The 20,901-nt window shown below is 37.9% G+C and carries 21 protein-coding genes; 15 read left to right on the top strand and 6 right to left on the bottom strand.

Annotated features, from left to right (window positions below; genetic code table 11):
• The first annotated feature begins 513 nt into the window (after positions 1-513).
• The 4 genes from potA to potD all read left to right on the top strand — a co-directional run bounded on the left by potA (position 514) and on the right by potD (position 4,406).
• Positions 514-1,629 (top strand): spermidine/putrescine ABC transporter ATP-binding protein PotA, encoded by a 1,116-nt coding sequence (gene potA / locus BTA34_RS14935; protein ID WP_075673056.1) that lies wholly within the window; start codon positions 514-516, stop codon positions 1,627-1,629.
• Complete coding sequence (potB, locus tag BTA34_RS14930) at positions 1,613-2,473, top strand: spermidine/putrescine ABC transporter permease PotB (RefSeq protein ID WP_151436242.1); 861 nt, start codon at positions 1,613-1,615, stop codon at positions 2,471-2,473. The genes potA and potB overlap by 17 nt, the downstream gene beginning before the upstream one ends.
• Complete coding sequence (potC, locus tag BTA34_RS14925) at positions 2,470-3,249, top strand: spermidine/putrescine ABC transporter permease PotC (RefSeq protein WP_036934543.1); 780 nt, start codon at positions 2,470-2,472, stop codon at positions 3,247-3,249. Before potB ends, potC begins: the two co-directional genes overlap by 4 nt.
• 113 nt (positions 3,250-3,362) lie before the next feature.
• On the top strand, positions 3,363-4,406 hold the full coding sequence (potD, locus tag BTA34_RS14920) for a spermidine/putrescine ABC transporter substrate-binding protein PotD (protein WP_151436241.1): 1,044 nt from the start codon (positions 3,363-3,365) through the stop codon (positions 4,404-4,406).
• Positions 4,407-4,558: 152 nt separating this feature from the next.
• Here the strand turns inward: potD and BTA34_RS14915 are convergent, their stop codons facing one another.
• The 6 genes from BTA34_RS14915 to BTA34_RS14890 all read right to left on the bottom strand — a co-directional run bounded on the left by BTA34_RS14915 (position 4,559) and on the right by BTA34_RS14890 (position 10,353).
• A complete protein-coding gene (locus BTA34_RS14915) occupies positions 4,559-4,861 on the bottom strand; it encodes a helix-turn-helix domain-containing protein (RefSeq protein ID WP_151436240.1) in 303 nt (100 codons plus the stop codon).
• A gap of 26 nt (positions 4,862-4,887) precedes the next feature.
• Complete coding sequence (locus BTA34_RS14910; RefSeq protein WP_151436239.1) at positions 4,888-5,961, bottom strand: fimbrial protein; 1,074 nt, start codon at positions 5,959-5,961, stop codon at positions 4,888-4,890.
• Positions 5,961-6,479: a fimbrial protein gene (locus BTA34_RS14905; RefSeq protein WP_151436238.1), complete on the bottom strand. Its 519-nt coding sequence runs from the start codon at positions 6,477-6,479 to the stop codon at positions 5,961-5,963. Before BTA34_RS14905 ends, BTA34_RS14910 begins: the two co-directional genes overlap by 1 nt.
• A complete protein-coding gene (locus BTA34_RS14900) occupies positions 6,479-8,998 on the bottom strand; it encodes a fimbria/pilus outer membrane usher protein (RefSeq protein ID WP_151436237.1) in 2,520 nt (839 codons plus the stop codon). The genes BTA34_RS14905 and BTA34_RS14900 overlap by 1 nt, the downstream gene beginning before the upstream one ends.
• A gap of 36 nt (positions 8,999-9,034) precedes the next feature.
• A complete protein-coding gene (locus BTA34_RS14895; RefSeq protein ID WP_151436236.1) occupies positions 9,035-9,715 on the bottom strand; it encodes a molecular chaperone in 681 nt (226 codons plus the stop codon).
• A gap of 98 nt (positions 9,716-9,813) precedes the next feature.
• Positions 9,814-10,353 (bottom strand): fimbrial protein, encoded by a 540-nt coding sequence (locus BTA34_RS14890; RefSeq protein ID WP_151436235.1) that lies wholly within the window; start codon positions 10,351-10,353, stop codon positions 9,814-9,816.
• An 853-nt stretch (positions 10,354-11,206) separates the two neighbouring features.
• Here BTA34_RS14890 and yddG point away from each other — a divergent pair.
• From yddG to BTA34_RS14835, 11 genes are all read left to right on the top strand, one after another.
• Positions 11,207-12,121 carry an aromatic amino acid DMT transporter YddG gene (yddG, locus tag BTA34_RS14885; RefSeq protein WP_151436234.1) on the top strand — a complete coding sequence of 305 codons (915 nt, stop codon included), beginning with the start codon at positions 11,207-11,209 and terminating at the stop codon, positions 12,119-12,121.
• A gap of 229 nt (positions 12,122-12,350) precedes the next feature.
• Positions 12,351-13,625, top strand: a complete 1,275-nt coding sequence (locus BTA34_RS14880; RefSeq protein WP_151436233.1) for a bifunctional O-acetylhomoserine aminocarboxypropyltransferase/cysteine synthase — start codon at positions 12,351-12,353, stop codon at positions 13,623-13,625.
• 468 nt (positions 13,626-14,093) lie between these two features.
• Positions 14,094-14,681, top strand: coding sequence for a TetR/AcrR family transcriptional regulator (locus BTA34_RS14875; RefSeq protein WP_151436232.1), 588 nt, complete (start codon positions 14,094-14,096; stop codon positions 14,679-14,681).
• A 26-nt stretch (positions 14,682-14,707) separates the two neighbouring features.
• A complete protein-coding gene (locus BTA34_RS14870) occupies positions 14,708-15,568 on the top strand; it encodes a transcriptional regulator (protein ID WP_151436231.1) in 861 nt (286 codons plus the stop codon).
• The gene (locus BTA34_RS14865; RefSeq protein ID WP_006536331.1) at positions 15,568-16,086 is read left to right on the top strand and encodes a FidL-like protein; all 519 of its coding nucleotides are present in this window, start codon (positions 15,568-15,570) and stop codon (positions 16,084-16,086) included. The genes BTA34_RS14870 and BTA34_RS14865 overlap by 1 nt, the downstream gene beginning before the upstream one ends.
• 707 nt (positions 16,087-16,793) lie before the next feature.
• On the top strand, positions 16,794-17,072 hold the full coding sequence (locus BTA34_RS14860) for a BMC domain-containing protein (protein ID WP_004249182.1): 279 nt from the start codon (positions 16,794-16,796) through the stop codon (positions 17,070-17,072).
• Between the two features lie 20 nt (positions 17,073-17,092).
• A complete protein-coding gene (locus BTA34_RS14855) occupies positions 17,093-17,377 on the top strand; it encodes a BMC domain-containing protein (RefSeq protein ID WP_006536329.1) in 285 nt (94 codons plus the stop codon).
• 14 nt (positions 17,378-17,391) lie between these two features.
• Entirely contained in the window at positions 17,392-17,670 is a 279-nt protein-coding gene (locus BTA34_RS14850) for a BMC domain-containing protein (RefSeq protein WP_006536328.1), read from the top strand.
• Positions 17,671-17,743: 73 nt separating this feature from the next.
• Entirely contained in the window at positions 17,744-19,411 is a 1,668-nt protein-coding gene (locus tag BTA34_RS14845) for an acetaldehyde dehydrogenase (acetylating) (RefSeq protein WP_088494443.1), read from the top strand.
• Between the two features lie 26 nt (positions 19,412-19,437).
• A complete protein-coding gene (locus BTA34_RS14840; protein WP_064721253.1) occupies positions 19,438-19,701 on the top strand; it encodes a EutN/CcmL family microcompartment protein in 264 nt (87 codons plus the stop codon).
• A 7-nt stretch (positions 19,702-19,708) separates the two neighbouring features.
• Positions 19,709-20,857 (top strand): 1-propanol dehydrogenase PduQ, encoded by a 1,149-nt coding sequence (locus BTA34_RS14835; RefSeq protein WP_151436230.1) that lies wholly within the window; start codon positions 19,709-19,711, stop codon positions 20,855-20,857.
• Positions 20,858-20,901: the final 44 nt, after the last annotated feature.

Raw genomic sequence — 20,901 nt, 5'->3', positions numbered from 1 at the left:
AAATGCTAGGAGGTGTTATCCAAATTTCATCTATATGAAATATAAAGTTTTTATCATCATAATAAGATAAAAGTATAAAAAGAAGCGTATTTGGCTCACTTTTTTTGTATAAACAACGACCATAAAATTGCGTTGCAAATAAACGAGCTAATAAGTTTTTATAGGAAAATAAGGCGATTAGACAACTTCTAAGAGAAAATTTATTTAATTATAAACTTAATCGATTTTTACGATTTATATAAATTAATAGCATTTTGATTTTATTGTGTTTTTAGCTTAAACCCTAAAGAGCATGGTTTATGATGAAAAACTTAAATATGAATAGTTTTTCATTGTTTATGCACCTTTTTGCTTTCAATTTCACGCCACTGCGTTTATCATTTTCCGCTTGTACTATACATACGGCGTCGCTGGTTTTGGGCTTCTGTGGAGCATAATGCTCCGGCAGCTCACACAGTCTTTTCCAGTGGCGGTTCTATCTGCATTATTCTTCGGGATAGAGTATTACCTTAAATGACTGAGAAAACATCTCTGATACCAGTTGTCGAATTAAAATCCTTAAGTAAAGGTTTCGACGGAAAACAAATTATTTCCCGCCTCGATCTCACTATCAACCATGGCGAGTTTTTAACCATCCTCGGTCCTTCGGGCTGTGGTAAGACGACGGTTTTGCGTTTAATCGCGGGTTTAGAAGACGTTGACGATGGGCAAATTATCCTTGATGGGCAAGATATTACGGATATCCCAGCGGAACAACGTTTTGTAAATACGGTTTTTCAAAGTTACGCGCTTTTCCCACATATGACTGTTTTTGAAAACGTCGCATTTGGTCTTCGCATGCAAAAAACGCCTGCTGATGAGATTAATATTCGCGTTGAAGAAGCCTTGCGTATGGTGCAACTTGAAGATTTCGCACAACGGCGTCCTGCACACCTTTCTGGTGGACAACAACAACGTGTCGCGATTGCGCGTGCTGTTGTGAATAAACCAAAGGTCTTATTGCTTGATGAATCATTATCTGCACTGGATTACAAACTACGTAAACAGATGCAAAATGAATTAAAAGCCTTACAACGTAAATTAGGGATCACCTTTATTTTCGTGACTCATGACCAAGAAGAGGCGCTGACCATGTCAGACCGGATCGTGGTGATGCGTGAAGGGCGTATTGAGCAAGATGGTACTCCGCGTGAAATTTATGAGGAGCCAACAAATCTATTTGTTGCGCAATTTATAGGTGAAATTAATATCTTTGATGCGCGGGTGCTCCATCGTATTGATGAAACGCGTATTCGTGCCGATGTTGAAGGTCATGAATGTGATATTTATACCACATTACCTGTGACACAAAACCAGCAACTCAAAGTATTACTTCGACCAGAAGATCTCCGTGTTGAAGAAATTCACGATCTTGAAAACCTTCCTGGGCTAATTGGTTATGTTCGTGAACGTAACTATAAAGGCATGACGCTAGATTCTGTTGTTGAAATGGAAAATGGCAAGGTGGTCATGGTCAGCGAATTCTTTAATGAAGATGATCCGGATGTTGATCACTCGTTAGACCAAAAAATTGCAGTAACTTGGGTTGAAAGCTGGGAGGTCGTGCTGGCAGATGAAGAAAACACGTAAACTATTTCAAAACATCGTTATTACCGGTGTTGTGGGTTGGTTGATGGTGTTCGTCTTCTTGCCGAATATCATGATCATTGCGACCAGTTTTTTAACGCGTGATGATGCCAACCTTGTCGAGATGGTCTTTACACTCGATAACTACTATCGCTTATTTGATCCTATGTATGCAGAAGTGTTACTGCATTCTATTCATATGGCGGTGGTTGCAACATTAGCTTGTTTATTATTAGGTTATCCCTTTGCTTATTTCCTTGCAAAAATGCCTAAGAAAATACAGCCATTAATGTTGTTTTTATTGATTGTGCCTTTTTGGACAAACTCGCTTATTCGTATTTATGGATTAAAAATATTCCTAAGTACGAAAGGTTATTTTAACGAATTCCTGTTGTGGATTGGACTTATAGATAAGCCACTCAGAATTATTTATACCCCCGAAGCTGTAGTGCTGGGGCTGGTTTATATTTTATTACCTTTCATGGTATTACCATTATATTCCAGCATTGAAAAGTTAGATAAACCTTGTTTAGAAGCAGCGCGCGATTTAGGTGCTAATAAATTTCAAACCTTTATTCGTATTATTATTCCATTAACAATGCCGGGCATTATTGCGGGTTGTTTACTCGTGATGTTACCTGCGATGGGCTTATTCTTTGTTGCTGATTTAATGGGTGGCGCGAAAAACTTATTAATTGGTAACGTAATTAAGAGCCAATTCTTAAATATTCGTGACTGGCCTTTTGGTGCAGCCACTAGTATTTGTTTAACATTGGTGATGGGACTCATGCTGTTTGTGTATTACCGAGCCGTGAAGCTACTGCATAAGAAGGTAGAAATAGAATGATAGGACGGTTATTGCGTGGTGGATTTATGTCCATTATTTACGCGTATCTTTATATCCCGATCATCATTCTGATAGTTAACTCTTTTAACTCATCGCGTTTCGGGATTAATTGGAAAGGTTTTACCACAGATTGGTACGCTATTTTATTTAATAATGACAGCCTGCTTCAAGCGGCTGGGCATTCATTAACAATGGCGGTCACTTCTGCGACATTTGCGACATTAATTGGCTCCTTAGCGGCAGTTGCGCTTTATCGCTACCGCTTTCGTGGCAAAAAATTTGTGGGTGGAATGCTGTTTGTTGTGATGATGTCGCCGGATATTGTGATGGCGATTTCGTTACTTGTCCTGTTTATGATCCTCGGTGTTTCATTAGGATTTTGGTCGCTGCTATTTTCACATATTACATTTTGTCTGCCTTTTGTTGTGGTGACTGTGTATTCACGATTAAGTGGATTTGATGTAAAAATGTTGGAAGCTGCTAAAGATTTAGGAGCTGGCGAATTTACTATTTTACGTAAAATCATTATGCCTCTGGCAATGCCAGCAGTAGCTTCAGGTTGGTTATTAAGTTTTACGTTATCCATGGATGACGTTGTTGTTTCCTCTTTTGTAACGGGACCAAGCTATGAAATTTTACCACTGAAAATTTACTCAATGGTAAAAGTCGGGGTTTCGCCAGAAGTGAATGCGCTTGCAACTATCCTTTTAGGTCTATCTTTAGTATTAGTATTAATTAGCCAGTTGATCTTAAGAGACAGAACGGGCAAAGCGTAAACATGCATTAGTGCGAGTTTCTCGCACTTTTTTGGGGTCTTGAAGACCAATCTGTTGGAGGTAGGCTCGCTGCCTATTTGATATTAACGCATCAACCACTGAAGGAAACATAAATGAAAAAGTGGTCCTCAGTACTTGCTGCCAGCGTAATGGCATTAAGTATCGGCACAGCCTCGGCTGATGATGGTAAGACATTATATTTCTACAACTGGACGGAGTATGTGCCGCCTGGTCTGCTTGAACAGTTTACGAAAGAAACTGGGATTAAGGTGATCTATTCCACCTATGAATCCAATGAAAGCATGTATACCAAGTTAAAGACCTACAAAGATGGTGCTTATGACTTGGTGGTTCCTTCTACTTATTTTATTTCTAAAATGAGCCATGAAGGCATGCTACAAAAAATCGATAAATCAAAATTAACCAATTTTGGTAATCTCGATCCTAGCTTATTACATAAATCATTCGACCCAGAAAACGATTATTCTATCCCTTATATTTGGGGAGCGACGGCTATTGGTATTAATAGCGATGAAGTTGATGTGAGTAGCATTACTTCATGGGCAGATTTATGGAAACCTGAATATAAAGATAGCCTGTTATTAACTGATGATGCCCGTGAAGTTTTCCAAATGGCATTATTGAAATTAGGCTATTCGGGCAATACAACCGATCCTAAAGAGATTGAAGAAGCTTATAAAGAGCTACAAAAGCTGATGCCAAACGTATTAGCATTCAATTCAGATAACCCTGCTAACCCTTATATGCAAGGGGAAGTTAATTTAGGAATGATTTGGAATGGCTCTGCATTTATTGCTCGCGATGCTGGCGCGCCTATTGAAATGGTGTGGCCAAAAGAGGGGGGCATTTTCTGGATGGATAGCTTAGCTATTCCTGCTAATGCCAAGAATGTTGAAGGCGCTCATAAACTTATCGACTTCTTATTACGCCCAGAGGTCGCAGCAAAAGTGGCTGAAAATATTGGTTACCCAACACCGAATCTTGCAGCGCAAAAACTACTGCCAAATGTTATCACTAAAGATAATTCTCTTTACCCAACAGAAGAGATTATTAATAAAGGTGAATGGCAAAATGATGTGGGTGATGCAACAGTATTGTACGAAAGCTATTACCAAAAATTAAAAGCAGGACGCTAATCGCATCTGCTTATTACTACAAAGCCACCTTTATAAAGGTGGCTTTTTTTCTGTCGAAAAGAGTATGCGGTTTCCATTAAGTGAACAATAAAAATAAATGAGAGAAGTTGTGTAAGCCAAAAGATAATTAAAGAAAATAAGAGTGGCTTGTATTATTTTTTTATACAACATTCAGCAATAAGTCGGCTATTTTTTTCTTGAGTTTTACGTTGTTGTTCAATATTAATTAAATAATTGCTCTGTAGAAAATAACTAATATGAACATCAAATTTTTCAGAAATCAGATAAATAAACTCAATACTTATCCTATTTGTTCCTCGTTCATAGCGAGAAAGTTGCTGTTGGCTTATGCCTAACTCTTGAGCAAAAAGGGTCCCTGAGTATTTTAATTTCTTTCGTAAATGACGTATTCGTTGCCCTATACGAAAATTAATAGTTTTGCTGTTATCAATCATTTAATCAGCCTTAAAAATTCAAATCATTATTGATAAGAAAAAGTCAGACTGGCTAACCCGTTTGCTTTACCAGGTTTTAGTGTTCCAGTCGTGATATAACGAGTTGACAGGTTTAATGTGTAGTTTTCGTTATTAGATGTTGTTATATGAAGTAAACGTTGATTCGGTTGCCCGGTAGCACTGATATCAGGTCCATAAACAACAGGGGTTGGATCATCATTAAAAAGAAATTGGATCCCAATACCTGAAGCGTCAGAGTCTGATGTCAATGTGAGTACATCTGTATTATTAGAATAGGTAGATTGATCGGTCATGCTGGCATATAGGTGAACGTTGGTATCACAAGTGACAGAAAGGGGCTTACTTTGTGTTTTTGACGTTGAACCAATGGTTGCCATATCTCGCATTGAGATATCGCCTAATTCATAGGTAAGATTTTTCGTACTGACCGTACAACCTCTGGCTTTAATGGTGATTGTTACTGGGTTAATCGCAACGAGAGAGGTGTTATTACCTTTATGCCCACCACCATATTCAGACCAAGTATTTGCGATAACGGTATAAGGAATATTATAAATACCCGTTTCTAAGTGTTCATCTGTGACAACAAACACGACTTTGCCTTTTAACGAAACGCGGTCAACATTATGGTTAACAGTAGAGCCTGCCGCTGGATAAATAATGGTTGCACCAGAACCATTATCAACGTCAATTGGCACATAAGAAACACTGTCATTGTTATCTTTTAGACCAAAAGCATAGCCAATGCCTTTGACGCCAGGCAGTGAATAAACTGGATAACGATTTCCCCCTTCGTAATAGTAAATACCACTAATTTTGGAGCCTAACGCATTGGCATACAGTGTTTCTACCCAACATTTTTGTAAGAACTTATTTTCACATTTAAAGCCATTATGGACGGAAGTTTCACCTATCCATGTTGAGGTAATGGGCGTGCCCGCGGGTGTACCATCTGCAGCGCCATCAAAATTCATTGGAGGTGGTGATACGACAAGAGGATCTGCCACTGCCCATGCCATTTCTGTAGGAAGACAAACAAGGGAAACCAGTAATGTAAGGGGGAATAAAGTACGTTTCATTATTGGTACTCCAATAAAAATGTGGTGGTTGCATTGGCTTGCCCTGCACTGACTGGCACCTGTGTGGCGACATAGCGAGCGTAAAATTGCAGGGTATTATCTTGATTAGGTAACAGGGGATAAGATTGGCTTTTATCATTAATGGGAATTGATGTTCCTGATTTATCCATAATTGAAATGGCGACACCTTTTGCGCCATCATTATTAATCGCCAATAAAGCATTATCAGTCAGGTCATTTGTCCCCTTAAAACTGACTTTTACTGCACTGGCTTCAGGCTGACAATCCACTAATTTGATACTAAAAGGAATAATCGGTGTTCGTTGTTGACTCATCGCTGTTGATGTGAAGTCTTTTGTCGCAATATCGCCAAGTTTCACGGTAATATTTTCTGAGTTTGTCTCAACGGTACAGGTGTTGCCTGTCACTCGTGCATGAACTTGCACTAAGGTGTCATAGGCATACCCTTTAGTGATAAAAAGGAGTGGTAGAGCCAAAATAAGCGTGAGTTTATGCATTATTGGCACTCCTGTGTCATTTTTACAAAAGGTTCATTATGTTGATTTTCAGGTAATGTATAATTAACTTGGCAATGTTCAGATGTGTTATTTCCCCAGCGAATATCTAATACGCCAGACTTTGGTACACCTGAAAGGTAAAGTAAGCCATCGTCACCAATAATGCCGGAGAGGTGATTTTGCTTGTCGGATGCAATGGCACCAAAAGGCAGAGGACGCCCTTGTCGTTGTAGTGTTAGCAGTAGACGATATCCAGTTTTAGCCTCAAAATTGACTTTGATAACAGCACCTTGAGTTGGAATAACTTGCTGAATATTCTGTTCAATTTCGACATTATCAGGAAGTGCTGTGGTATCAAGCGCGACTTTATTTTGGCGATAAGCGGTTGCATAAGGAATAACGGCAAACCCACGCCAGTCGGTATAAATCCCAGTTGCATTATCGATGGGAACGTCTGCGGTTTTGCGAGCATCAACAAGAATAGCATTGGAGCTTAAAGGCTGACTTAACGTTAAACCTTCGCTGTGAAGTAACATTCCCCCTGCAACGCTATAATTCAGTTGTTGAGCCTCTTTATGATAGTTATACCCCACGTTAAGGTTGCCATAGCGACTTTGATAACCTAATGCCGCGTTACCCGTATAACTTCCGCCTTGATTGCTATAGCCTTGCTGAACGCTGTAATTAAGCGTGTTATCTTCAAATAAGGTGCCTGCTACACCCGCATTATGTGCTGAATAACCATTATCATTATGGCTATAGTTATAAGTGAGATAAGCACTATTTACGGATTGATAGCTTGAAGGCATTAATAATTGCAATGGAATTGAAATACCCAAAGAGAGCGTTTGATCGCGCTGACCGCTATTCATCATGCGGTTGTATCCATAAATAATATTGTAAGAAAGACCTTTTACATTGCCGTTATAGCCAGCTTGAAACAGCACATTTTTTTCATTGGTTTCCCAATAATTTTGCCAATTTGTTGTCATGAAAACAGAACCATAATCTCCAAGTTGTTGTGATAAATTCACTTGAAGACTGCCTTTTTTTCTATTGTTTAAATTAAAATAGCGTAATGGCTCTTCTTTATTATTTTCATAGAGATAGCCTGACATTCGAGTATTCAATGTTTCATCTAGCGTATAAAAACCCGAAGTGGAGTAGCGATATCCTAATAATTGGAAATTTGTTCCAAATTGGTTTAATGATTTTGCATAGAGAAAGCGTAGGGAGTAGCCTTCGGAAGTCGAATTATCGGGTAATTTGCTATGGGCAAAGGTGATATCCGTTGAGAATGCACCTAACGTTCCCATATTCTGACCTACACCTAATGCATAAGATTGATAATCAGAGGTAATTAATGCACCACCGTAAGCGGTACTGTCATAAGGCAGACCATAAATAAGATGACCTTGGATAAAGTGTGGTTTTTTATCTTGTCTATCTTGGCGAACTTCACCCGCTTGAATAACAAACTTTTTTTGACCTTCTCGTTGTAAAATAGGCACAGCAGAATAAGGCACAATATAGTCGTGCTTACTTCCATCGTTCTCTTCAACCGAGACATATAAATCACCACTATTTGAAGTGGGATAGAGATCGCGAATTTCAAATGCACCCGGAGAGACAAAAGTCTGATAAATAACATAGCCATTTTGTCGAATAACAACTTTGGCATTGCTGCTTACAATACCTCTTACAACAGGTACAAATCCACGTTGGCTATCTGGCAACATGGTGTCATCGCTTTCTAAAGAAATACCGCGGAAATTAACGCTGTCGAATAAGGTTGATGAAGTATAACTATCGCCAACTTTTAACTGACTTCTTAATGACACAATATTTCTTTGAAGATAGGTATTGATATGATCCCACTGATGCTTTCCATTTGATGAATTCCATGTGGAATAATCTCTCAATCGCCAAGCGCCAATATTGATCCCACTACGTAGATTAAGGTAATAGCTATTATTATGAGAATTTCCCCAGTTATTGGCACCACTAAAACTGTAATTCAATAAGCCTGCGGTAATTCCGTTATCCCATTTTTCAGGTGGAATATAACCTCGTGCTTGAAGGTTTAATGCGGCTTGAGGAACTTGGATCTTTAATGCTTGTTTTTCAATATCATAATTAACGCTGGTATCAGGAATAGAATCTGAAATATCAATACATTCTTTTTCTGATTTCAAATCGAAGTCAGTGATTAACTTAACGTTAATCCCGAGTGACGCTAAAAAAGCTTTATTTAAACAAGGGATCACATTTTTATTATCGCTAATAAAATGAATGCTTTCATTTCGTAGATATTCATTATTAAAAATAATATCAAGATGATAATCACCAGGTTTAATACTGTTTCCTGCTTCAAAATAGCTTAGATCAGTGACTGCTTCAGGTGAGTCAGATAAAAATGCAGGATTAAATCGGTTTGCACTATATGAAGGAAATGGCAATATTAATGAAATCGTAATGATGCCAGAAAAAAGAAAACAAACTGTATTTTTATTAACCATGATTTTTAACCAACAAGCTAAAAGCAGATGTAATTATTAATGAGTAATTTCTTTTTTTAATACTGGGGTTTGTGCGCCGTAATCATTAATTGTTTGGAATGAAATTGTATTTTCATTTCTATTTATTTTTCCCAATGTTAATTGAGATAAAGGATTGATCATGATGCTTGATGGAAGCTGACTACCAGCCACAGCTAGATTTACCATCGTAATATAATAAGGCGTTGGATTAGTGGCAATAAGCTCACCATTTTGATATGAAAACTTAATTTCATTAGCAAATTTTTCACTATAAGCCGGTAAAATACTTGGTCGATAAAACAATTTAATTCGGCTTTGTATCGCAATTTGCATGGTATTTTCTTTCTCAAGCCCTTCTTGTAATGAAGGTATTACTTTTACATTCATCCAAAATAAACTTTCTTTATCTTTTGGTAATGCTTTACCGACATACATAATTCTTAATGCATTTTCTTTATTGGCATCAATAATATATAAAGGCGGTGTAACGATAAAGTCAGCCGTTTTATTTCCTTCGATATCTGAAACCCAAGATTGAATTAAAAAACTATTTTCTTTATCTGAATTCGTTACCACAAGATTCGTTTGTTTAATATTGGAATTATAAACAATACGTGTTGCACCTAATGAAACACCATTAGAATAAGAAAATAATGGAAATAAAAATGCAATAAGGAAAATAAGTGTCTTTTTCATAATAATAATTATCAAGTAATAAAGATATCGCAATAATATTTTGATAGGAAAATATGCCGTCCTTGGCAATAAGACATCAATCAAAAGTCATAAAGCAATTAAGAGTAAGTCACCATAAAGTTTGTGGTGACGTTTGCGCTACCTGCCTTAACCGCATCTTCAGTTGAAATAAGGGAGGCGTTGTAATTTAATTTGTTTTCACCATCAATCAGTTTTTGAGTTGTAGAAGCTTGGTTTGGCGCAACAATTGCACTTGTAGAATCTGTGATTTTTAAGGCAACATTTTCTGCCGCATCAGCACCTTGTAATGCAAACGCATTTGCATCACCACTTGAAGCTGTACCGTTGAAGGTAATTGCAGCATTAGTTGATACTGTAGTATCACAGTTATTTAATTTGATACTAAAAGGAATACGGCCTGTTTCATCACCTTTTGCTGCGAATTCAGCAACACGGAATTGACCTAAGCGAACAGTTTGGTTTGATGAACTACTATCAACACCACAAGCCGCATTAACAACAGAACCTTCGAAGTTAACAGAACCGCCATTTACAGTGGTGGTAGTCGCTGCTAATGCAGGTGCAGCCATGACTGCCATTGTTGAAGTAATAATTGCAGATAATAATAACTTTTTCATTCATTGTTCCTATATTTTCAATATATATCTTTATTTTTAGCTTAATAAACTAAGCTATATTTAACTCTGCTTATCATTTATATATAAATGAAGAAACAGTGATTAAAATATGTTTGAGGGGCGTAAATAGAATTATTAATACACTTATTAAAATAAGAGTAGATAGATCAAGTTTTAATTAAATAGAAATAAAATACATATTTCACTTAAGTCAAATTTACGAAAATTATAGATGTGCCAGAAAAATTATAGAAATCGTTTAAAACGATCATTTTTTAGGGGTTTGATAGTTAAAAACTACTGATAATCTGTTAACTATAGGTGAGAATCAATGTTAAGAAATAGGAAGATACATAAGTTTGGATAATGTATGCCAAATTTGAATTTATCCAATTGATATTTATTGTGTTTTTTCTAGTCCGATAAAGAGCTTCTAAAATAGATATGGTGTTTATACGTATAACATTATGTTTCATAATATATATTTTATGATAAAAATGTTTACATGGTGAAACAAAAATTTACACGTATTATGGGGAAAAAAACGATATAGAATGTCTTTTTACAGAAATAAAATATTTAAAGTTGTTTTTTTATAAAAAAAATAGAAATAATATTAATTCATTTTTTTTTGAAATTAGATGTCATAATTTTACAATTTAGAATTCTTCTTTCTTTTTTTACAACCAATGGGAGTGGATCAATATATTTTATTTTCAATATAAATTGTAACAAAATGTTTCGTTGTTCCTGTTTCCTTTTTATTTTTTGTATGACAGTAATTAAAGCAATTACATTGATTCTGTTTTAATATCGGCTCTAATGACAGGATCTTGAACCCGAAGGCAAAAAAATGATATCTAGCTCATCAAAAGGGACATTATATGGCATTGTTGCCATTCTACTTTGGAGCACTATTGTTGGTTTAATTCGTAATATTAGTGAGTATTTTGGTGCCGTAGGTGGTGCCGCACTGATTTATACCGCAGGTACACTCTTTCTTATTTTAATTTTAGGCGTACCTAAGTTATCACGCTTTCCTAAACGCTATCTTTTTTGGGGTGGGCTATTATTTGTTACTTATGAAATCTGTTTATCTTTGGCTTTGGGATTTGCAACAGACAGAACACAAGCCATAGAGCTGGGAATGGTGAATTATTTATGGCCTAGTTTCACGCTGGCGCTTGCCGTCATACTTAATAAGCAGCGATTCTCTATTTTACTGATTGCCGGATTATTATGTGCATTTAGTGGATTGGTCTGGGTTGTTAGTGGCGATAACCCGCTGACAATTGACGGTTTATGGAAGAATATTCAAAGCAACCCATTAAGCTATATATTGGCGTTTTCAGGTGCCATTCTATGGGCGTTTTATAGTAATTTAACTCGCCTTATGTCTGGCGGGAATAACGGCATTGTGCCTTTCTTTTTATTAACGTCACTTGCATTGTGGGGACAATATTTTTTTTCAACACCCGTAGAGTGGATCGTTAATACAAAAAGTATCACGCTATTATTAATAACGGGGGCTGCTATAGGGCTTGCAAATGCGGCTTGGACTATTGGCATGATCAGAGGCAATGTGACCTTATTAGCTACACTTTCTTATTTTACTCCCGTTATTTCTACTGCATTTTCATCAATATTATTGTCTACCGCGCTTTCTTTCTCATTTTGGCAGGGTGTAATGATGGTGACGGGTGGCTCTTTAATTTGCTGGTTAGCGACTCGTCAAAAAAAGATAAAAGTACTTAAAACGATAAAATAGTGGGAAAAGCAAGACTCTTAACTCAAATATGACAGTGAAAAGCGGCGTTTTGCATTATTAGCGGTATGGTACTTTAGTCGTATTAATCTAAGTTGAAATTTTTTCACTATACGACAGAGGCGATATACGCTTATTTATATGGCTTATATACTAAGAATACTTACTTTGATTTAAGTTATTTAAAATATAAGTAATACGATAAGAACAAATGCAACAAAAAGGGATTGCTATGAAACTTGAGACACTTTCTGTTCACGCCGGTTATTCACCTGATCCAACTACAAAAGCAGTAGCTGTACCTATTTACCAAACCACATCTTATGCATTTGATGACACACAACATGGTGCCGATCTCTTTGACTTAAAAGTACCCGGCAATATCTATACCCGCATAATGAACCCAACCAATGATGTATTAGAAAAAAGGGTTGCGGCATTAGAAGGGGGAATAGCCTCTGTTGCCGTCGCATCGGGTATGGCTGCTATTACTTATGCAATTCAAACTATTGCGCAAGTAGGTGATAATATCGTTTCCGTCGCTAAGCTTTATGGCGGTACTTATAACTTAATGGCACACACGTTTCCGCGTATTGGTATTGAAGCACGTTTTGCTCCCCATGATGATATTGCGGCTCTTGAAGCGTTAATTGATGACAAAACAAAAGCGGTATTTTGTGAAACTATCACCAACCCAAGCGGAAATATTGTCGATATTCAAGCATTAGCTGATGTTGCTCATCGCCATGGTGTGCCTTTGATTGTTGATAATACGGTTGCAACACCTTATTTATGTCGTCCTTTTGAACATGGCGCAGATATTATTATCCACTCTTTAACTAAATATATTGGTGGTCACGGTAATTCGATTGGCGGCATTGTTGTGGATTCTGGTAAGTTCCCTTGGGCCGAGCATAAAGATCGTTTTGAAATATTAAATACACCTGATGTTTCTTATCATGGGGTAAATTATGTTGAGCACTTTGGTGCGGCTGCTTATATAGCAAGATGTCGTGTTGCACCGTTGCGTGGAACTGGTGCTGCATTATCGCCATTTAATGCTTTTTTAATTCTACAAGGGTTAGAAACGCTGGCGTTGCGTATGGATCGCCACACTGAAAATGCACAGAAAGTAGCAGAATATCTGCAAAATCATCCTCAAGTTGCATGGGTTAAATATGCGGGATTAAGCAATCATCCTGAGCATGCTTTAGCGGTACGTTATATGTCAGGTAAACCTGCGGGTATTCTCTCTTTTGGTATTAAAGGGGGCGCTGAAGCGGGTGCAAAATTTATCGATGCATTGCAACTTATTGTTCGCCTTGTGAATATTGGTGATGCAAAATCATTAGCATGTCATCCCGCATCAACCACACATCGCCAATTAAATGATGAAGAGTTAGAGCGTGCAGGCGTTTCACGCGATTTAATTCGTTTATCTATTGGTATTGAACATATTGATGACATTCTTGCCGATTTAGAGCAAGCATTAAAAGCTAGCCTTTAATTACTTTTATTGGTTAATAAGCCACCTTCTTTAATATAAAGACGGTGGCTTTATCTATTTCATTTTTTGATAATAAGTGAAATTTAGTACTTAATACATAAAGACGATGTGTTTTTTTATTTAAATAAAATTAATAAAGATAATTTATATAATTATATTAATGTCACAAAAATAGAGAGTATAAATTCAGCAGTAAATAGAAATATAACTATTTTGATAAAAAACAAATTACGATTTTTAATCAATCAGGCTTTTTTGATTATTATCAAATGTTATTTTTTTGACTTAAGTGATTGCAATATTTAAATCAATATTTGTTTATTTATTTTATTTTTTTAAAAATAATTTAATTGAAGAAATAAAGGAATGTGAAGTCAACGGCATTATTTACATATAATAAGTACGAGTCCAAAAGGGATTGATTTTGATCAATAAGGAACATACCGACTGGTCGGTATCATCCTATGCATGAATACAACTGCGCATCACAGAAAAAAAGACCCTATCCGAGTTCAAGAACAATTATTGGAAGCGGCAAGTGTTATTGTGGCTAATGAAGGGATAGCGTCTCTATCTTTAAATGCCGTGGCAAAAGAAGCGGGTGTGAGTAAAGGTGGATTACTTCATCATTTCCCGGGAAAACTAGAATTAGTGCATGCGGTTTTTAAACGTTTATTAGGTATTATGGATAGCCGTATTGCGGTAATTATGGAGAATGATCCTATCGAAGCTGGTCGTTTTTCTCGCGCCTATTTAACCTATATTTCTAATTTGAAGCAGTCAGATGAAAGTCGCCAATTAGCGATACTTTCTTTAGCCATGCCAAATGAACCTATTATGCGTAAATGTTGGCGTGATTGGATGTTAGAGCATTTAGCCAAAGGCGATAAACTCGATAATAGTTATTTAGGCACGTTAATTCGTTATGCTGCAGATGGTCTTTGGTTATCGGAATTAACCGAAGGCCCTACCATTTCACAAGAAGAGCGTAGCGCATTAGTTGAAAGATTATCTGAGATGACATTTGACTATATGGCAAACACAGCAAATCAGTAATTTTAATCAGGATGAATGAGGGCACAATGAAATACAAAATAAATGCCTTAATTTATTACGACGCAACGGATGGCGCGATATCGTTAGAAAAAGAGAGTGTTGATACACATCTTTCTATTACCGCAAATGCGTTACTCTTTTATTTTATTCAGCATCCCGGCGTTGTTAATCGTGATGAAGTATTAAAACGTGTTTGGGATGATAATGGATTAGTTTCATCAAACAGTAATTTAAACCAATATTTGAGTTTATTACGAAAAACATTTCGCCATTATGGCATTGAAAATATCATTGTTACCATTGCGAAAGGGCGGTTAGAGTTTAATCCCGATATTTCAGTTGAACTGATTGATGATTCAACGTTATTACCTTCAACTCAACCAGATGAAGAAGCGCCTATTTTAGTTAAAGATGAAAATCAAATAGCGGTTGAAACAACAACACCTTTATCTTTAATACAAACGCAAACATCTTTAGAGCCTACACAAGAAGAAGCACCACAAAAAACACAGAAACCCGAAATTTGTTGGTATTTAGCCAGCATCGGTTTTTTATTAGGTGCGGTATTTCTTGCGGTGATCATCTTTTTTAATCAATATCAATCAAAGCCAATTTCACTGACACCATTAACACATAATGATTGTGAGTTACTTTCTAATGAAGCCATGATTAATTCAGCAGTCAGTGATAATTATGTTCGCAATTTTGATGCGGTAAGAAAGAAACTTAATTTACAGTGCGTGAAAGGTGAGCGATTTGTTTTCTTTTATGGTGATAAATTACAAACAAATGGATTGGGACGTGTATTTTTAGCGCACTGTGCTAAGAACGAAGATAACCCATTTAGTTATTGTGACAATTACTTTTACTATTCTTGGAAATACTAATGAAAATCTCAGGGAAACTTTTATGTTTTTTATCGGCCCTGATTTTTATCTTGGTCGCCACTTATGCTGCAACACGATTATTAACCATTAAAAATGAAGGTGTCATGGTTTGTTCAACTAAAGGCATTATGCGTTTTGAAAATATGGAAGATGAAAATGTAAATGGTAATATTCATTTTTCATTTGGTGCCAATGGTAAAGGGTCGATTGTTGTTGAAGGTTATACCACTTCAAAAGCAGGATGGTTGTATTTACAACGCTATGTGAAATTTGATTATACAACCAAGCGTGTTTCACCGACAGAACGTCACTATTTTGTTAGCCAATGGGATGCGAGCGCATCATCAATTGATGAATCTCCTGATGTAATTTTTGACTATTTTATGCGTGAAATGTCAGACAGTCATGATGGGTTATTTATTAATGCACAGAAGCTAAATGAGAAAACATTGCTATTAAGTTCGCTTAATTCACCACTCTATATTTGTACCTTAAAGCCGGGTAGTAAATTTGATTAATTGCTCTGATTGTCTGATCTTATTTTTGCAAGGTGACCTCGATATAGTCACCTTTTTATTTCTCTAAAACTCAATATATCCCATCTAGTTAATCGCCCTTTTCTTCTCATCTATTCCTGATATTCGCTCTTTAGCCTATTGCGCTATTGGAACGGATTGTTTGCATGACTTTATATAGCAAAGAGTACTTACCGTTATGTTATATAGACAGTTTTATATACACCGCTTTTTATACACAGATTTTTATACACAGTAGCGAAGGTTTAAATTTGATAAATACGTTATCAATAAAAAAATAGCACGATTTGTATATAGACTCGATTTAGCCTTTTTCAATTATTGATCTCACATTGAAATATCAGTGATATTCCGCACATCTTTCTCGTCGATGTGTACTGCCTTTTTTCACCTTTTCAACATCCTTCTAACAAAGTTAATTTGTCTATTTTTTCATCTGTTTTTTATGAAAATAAATAAATTTATAACGATGAAAAAAACAAATTAACAGCATAGATACATAAATAGAGAAATAAAAAACACTAAATATCAGAATTAAATTCTATATATATTCATATCATGGATTTATATTTTGTTTTGTTTTTTGCGCGCTATAGTGATTTTGAAACCAACGTCTGCGTTTAAAAAATCACCACGCAGACACAATGGGCAAACGTAAACCGTTAAACGGCTTCTCGGAGGAAATGAAAATGGGTGATGCATTAGGTCTGATCGAAACCAAGGGTCTGGTGGCATGTATTGAAGCCGCTGACGCTATGTGTAAAGCCGCGAACGTTGAACTTATTGGCTATGAAAATGTGGGTTCAGGTCTCGTGACTGCGATGGTGAAAGGCGACGTAGGCGCAGTGAAAGCTGCAGTGGATTCAGGTGTGGAGTCAGCACAACGCGTGGGCGAAGTTGTTACATCGCTCGTGATTGCTCGTCCTCACAATGACATCAACAAGATTGTTATCAAACACAAGGCATAGTTTTTGCCTTAGGAGAACGTATGGGTGATGCATTAGGACTTATTGAAACTCAAGGGCTGGTTGCTTGTATTGAAGCAGCAGACGCGATGTGTAAAGCGGCCAATGTTGAGTTAATCGGCTACGAAAATGTGGGTTCAGGTTTAGTCACAGCAATGGTGAAAGGCGATGTTGGTGCCGTTAAAGCCGCTGTCGAATCTGGCTTAGAAGCAGCTCAACGTGTTGGTACTGTTGTGACTTCATTAGTCATCGCTCGTCCACATAACGATATTCAAAAAATCGTTGCCCAGTACAAAGTGACTGAATAACGAAGGAAATAAATATGAAAGAAGCACTAGGTCTAGTTGAAACCAAAGGTCTTGTCGCTTGCATTGAAGCTGCAGATGCAATGTGTAAAGCAGCCAATGTTGAACTGATTGGTTATGAAAACGTCGGTTCAGGTTTAGTGACAGCCATGGTGAAAGGCGATGTCGGTGCAGTCAATGCAGCGGTTGAGTCAGGTGTTGAAGCGGCAAAACGTATCGGCACCGTGGTGACTTCTCGTGTTATTGCAAGACCGCATAACGATATCGAGAAAATCGCACAACAGCACAAAGCCTGATTATTCAGGCGTGCTGTAAAGCAAAGAAATAAGTTATTCAGCTAAATTTTTTAACTCCTGTATGGGGGAAGACATGGTTGCATTAGATAAAGATTTGCAATCCAGACAACTGGCTCGTGAGCTAGTTCGTAACGCGAAAAATGCACAACTTGTTTATGCTAAATTTTCGCAGGAAAAAATCGACAGTATTGTAAAACACATTGCATTTGAAGCCGCTCGTCACGCAGAAGAGCTGGCAAAAATGGCAAACGAAGAGACAGGCTTTGGTAAGTGGGAAGACAAAGTTCTGAAAAATACCTTCGCGTCATTGCGTGTGTATGAACATATGAAAGACATGAAGACCGTTGGCATTATCAATGACGATAAAGTAAAAAAAGTCATGGATGTTGGCGTGCCTTTAGGAGTTATCACTGCGTTAGTTCCTTCAACTAACCCAACATCAACCATTATCTATAAAACCCTAATTGCACTGAAAGCAGGTAATGCGATTATTTTCTCTCCGCATCCAAATGCAAAACAGTGTAGTTTCCGTGCGTTAGAAATTGTTAAAAAAGCGGCACTAGAAGCTGGTGCGCCAGCCGGTATTGTTGATGGTGTGACATTACTGACACTGGAAGCGACAAAAGAATTAATGCACAGCAAAGATGTGTCATTGATTTTAGCAACTGGCGGCGAAGGTATGGTGCGTGCAGCTTATGCATCAGGTACACCAACCATCAGTGGTGGTCCAGGTAATGGCCCTGCTTTTATCGAACGCAGTGCCGATATCAAAAAAGCCGTGAGCGATATCATCACCAGTAAAACATTCGATAACGGCGTTATCTGCGCATCAGAGCAATCCATTATCGTTGAACGTTGCATTTATAACGAAGTTCACCGCGAGCTATTAGCGCAAGGTGCTTACTTTATGAATGACGAAGAAGCAACAAAAGTGGCTTCAATGTTACTGCGTGCTAACGGCACAATTAACCCAGCCGTTGTGGGTAAAGATGCGATTTATTTAAGTCAGCGTGCTGGTTTTAGCGTACCCGCAAATACGCGTGTATTAATCGCATTACAAGACACTGTTTCACCAAAAAATCCGTATTCACGCGAAAAATTATGCCCAATCTTAGGGATGTATATTGAAGAAGATTGGAAATCAGCGTGCGATCGCGTGGTGCAGTTACTGACTAATGAAGGCTTAGGTCATACCTTAGTTATTCATACCAAAAATGAAGATGTTATTCGTCAGTTCTCTTTAGAAAAACCTGTTAACCGTATCCTAATTAATACCCCTGCGGCATTAGGTGGTATCGGTGCAACAACCAATATTACGCCTGCACTGACTTTAGGTTGCGGTGCTGTTGGTGGCGGTTCTAGCTCTGACAACGTTGGCCCAATGAATCTACTGAATATTCGTAAAGTAGGTTATGGCGTACGTACCGTTGAAGAGTTGAAACAACCTTGCCCTTTAGCACAAGAAGCCGCTCAACCTGCTGTTTCTGCTTGTGCTGTTTCTAGCGCAAATCACCAGACCAGCATTCTTGATGATGATCGTTTTCGTTCACCTTCTTTAACGCCTGTTCATGCTGAATGTGCCACTGCACAACGTCAAACTCAAGGTGATGATCGCTTTGGCGCATCTCCTTATGCAACGACAGTCAGTGCTTGTGCGCAACAAGTGATTGAACAAGGTGATATTACCGAAGAAAACGTGGAACGCATTATCAAGGAAGTTCTCGGACGTCTGAGTAAATAACTCATTGATATAAGGCGATATAAACCATGATCCTCGCAAAGGTAATCGGACACGTAGTAGCGACACAAAAAAGCCCAGAACTTAAAGGTAGCAATTTATTAATGATAGCCACCTTAGATGATGAGCTTAAGCCACTGAAAAATAAAACGTATGTTGCAGTGGATAGTGTAGGTGCAGGTATCAACGATGTTGTGTTGGCTGAAGAGTACTTTGCACTGAACAAAGATCGTTACAAGGCGATGTCAGTGGTTGCCATTGTGGAGAAGGTTTATCGGGACAGTAAGGAGTAATAACGACATGAGTGAGTTTCTGATAAAACCCAAAATTCAGTTTGGCGCCAATGCACTGGATTTTCTCTCTGGGTTAACTGCCCGCCGCGCATTTGTGGTGACAGATAAAGCAATGGTGAAGTTTGGCTTTGCAAATAAAGTCACTGACAAGTTAATGCAACGAGGTATCGAGTTCCACGTTTACGATGATGTTGCTTCAGATCCAGATATTTCAGCCATCGTGAGTGGTATGAAGATCATGGATGCTCATTATCCAGACTTGGTTATTGCACTCGGTGGTGGATCAGTGATTGATGCCGCGAAAGCCGTTATGTACTCCCTCTGGCATACCCGTAAAGAGAGCAACAGAACTAAACCACTGTTTATTGCGATCCCAACCACGAGTGGTACGGGTTCTGAAGTAACCTCTTTTTCAGTGATCAAATCACGCAGTGAAAAACTGGTCTTGGTTGATGAGTTTATGTTGCCTGATGTCGCCATTCTCGATCCTGAGTTGGTGAAATCTGTGCCACCTGCCATTACGGCAGATACCGGTATGGATGTCCTTTGCCATGCGCTAGAAGCGTATGTTTCTAAAGCGGCATCTGATTTTTCTGATGCGATGGCAGAGAAAGCTGTCAAGTTAGTTTTTGGTCATCTTATTGATTGCCACCATCAAGGCGACAACTTGATGGCTCGTGAAAAAATGCATAACGCATCTTGTATTGCCGGCATGGCATTTACTAACGCCTCTTTGGGTATTACTCACAGTCTTGCCCACGCATTAGGCGGTGTATTCCACGTTCCTCACGGTCGTGCAAATGCGTTATTGATGACACATGTCGTCGCCTTTAACGCCAATCTTCATGGTGATTGTAATAGTGAAGCAGCAAAACGTTACGCCTATCTTGCTCAAAGCTTAGGGCTTCCGGCTAACACCGTAAGAGAAGGGGTAACCAGTTTAATCGTCGCCATTAATGTATTGAAAGATGAAATGGGTATGCCGAAGAGTATTCGCGATACCGGTGTCAGTGAAGCGGACTTTTATGCCCGTTTAACGGAAATGGTCGGACAGGCTTTACGAGATAGCTGTACGCCGACAAATCCGCGTGACGTGAACACACACCAATTAGAAACATTGTATCGTCAGGCATTTGCCGGTGTATCACACAGTTAATGCTCAACCGAATGAATACCGATTAGGTCAAGTAAAGAACATCA

The organism is Proteus sp. CD3, assembly GCF_008808075.1.
Lineage (GTDB): Bacteria > Pseudomonadota > Gammaproteobacteria > Enterobacterales > Enterobacteriaceae > Proteus > Proteus appendicitidis.
This window is presented reverse-complemented; position numbering and strand designations above follow the sequence as displayed.

Excerpts from the sequence above, each read along its gene's own strand:
- potA (WP_075673056.1), top strand. The coding sequence starts at position 514 with ATGACTGAGAAAACATCTCTGATACCAGTTGTCGAATTAAAATCCTTA.
- potB (WP_151436242.1), top strand. The coding sequence starts at position 1,613 with ATGAAGAAAACACGTAAACTATTTCAAAACATCGTTATTACCGGTGTT.
- potC (WP_036934543.1), top strand. The coding sequence starts at position 2,470 with ATGATAGGACGGTTATTGCGTGGTGGATTTATGTCCATTATTTACGCG.
- potD (WP_151436241.1), top strand. The coding sequence starts at position 3,363 with ATGAAAAAGTGGTCCTCAGTACTTGCTGCCAGCGTAATGGCATTAAGT.
- BTA34_RS14915 (WP_151436240.1), bottom strand. The coding sequence starts at position 4,861 with ATGATTGATAACAGCAAAACTATTAATTTTCGTATAGGGCAACGAATA.
- BTA34_RS14910 (WP_151436239.1), bottom strand. The coding sequence starts at position 5,961 with ATGAAACGTACTTTATTCCCCCTTACATTACTGGTTTCCCTTGTTTGT.
- BTA34_RS14905 (WP_151436238.1), bottom strand. The coding sequence starts at position 6,479 with ATGCATAAACTCACGCTTATTTTGGCTCTACCACTCCTTTTTATCACT.
- BTA34_RS14900 (WP_151436237.1), bottom strand. The coding sequence starts at position 8,998 with ATGGTTAATAAAAATACAGTTTGTTTTCTTTTTTCTGGCATCATTACG.
- BTA34_RS14895 (WP_151436236.1), bottom strand. The coding sequence starts at position 9,715 with ATGAAAAAGACACTTATTTTCCTTATTGCATTTTTATTTCCATTATTT.
- BTA34_RS14890 (WP_151436235.1), bottom strand. The coding sequence starts at position 10,353 with ATGAAAAAGTTATTATTATCTGCAATTATTACTTCAACAATGGCAGTC.
- yddG (WP_151436234.1), top strand. The coding sequence starts at position 11,207 with ATGATATCTAGCTCATCAAAAGGGACATTATATGGCATTGTTGCCATT.
- BTA34_RS14880 (WP_151436233.1), top strand. The coding sequence starts at position 12,351 with ATGAAACTTGAGACACTTTCTGTTCACGCCGGTTATTCACCTGATCCA.
- BTA34_RS14875 (WP_151436232.1), top strand. The coding sequence starts at position 14,094 with ATGAATACAACTGCGCATCACAGAAAAAAAGACCCTATCCGAGTTCAA.
- BTA34_RS14870 (WP_151436231.1), top strand. The coding sequence starts at position 14,708 with ATGAAATACAAAATAAATGCCTTAATTTATTACGACGCAACGGATGGC.
- BTA34_RS14865 (WP_006536331.1), top strand. The coding sequence starts at position 15,568 with ATGAAAATCTCAGGGAAACTTTTATGTTTTTTATCGGCCCTGATTTTT.
- BTA34_RS14860 (WP_004249182.1), top strand. The coding sequence starts at position 16,794 with ATGGGTGATGCATTAGGTCTGATCGAAACCAAGGGTCTGGTGGCATGT.
- BTA34_RS14855 (WP_006536329.1), top strand. The coding sequence starts at position 17,093 with ATGGGTGATGCATTAGGACTTATTGAAACTCAAGGGCTGGTTGCTTGT.
- BTA34_RS14850 (WP_006536328.1), top strand. The coding sequence starts at position 17,392 with ATGAAAGAAGCACTAGGTCTAGTTGAAACCAAAGGTCTTGTCGCTTGC.
- BTA34_RS14845 (WP_088494443.1), top strand. The coding sequence starts at position 17,744 with ATGGTTGCATTAGATAAAGATTTGCAATCCAGACAACTGGCTCGTGAG.
- BTA34_RS14840 (WP_064721253.1), top strand. The coding sequence starts at position 19,438 with ATGATCCTCGCAAAGGTAATCGGACACGTAGTAGCGACACAAAAAAGC.
- BTA34_RS14835 (WP_151436230.1), top strand. The coding sequence starts at position 19,709 with ATGAGTGAGTTTCTGATAAAACCCAAAATTCAGTTTGGCGCCAATGCA.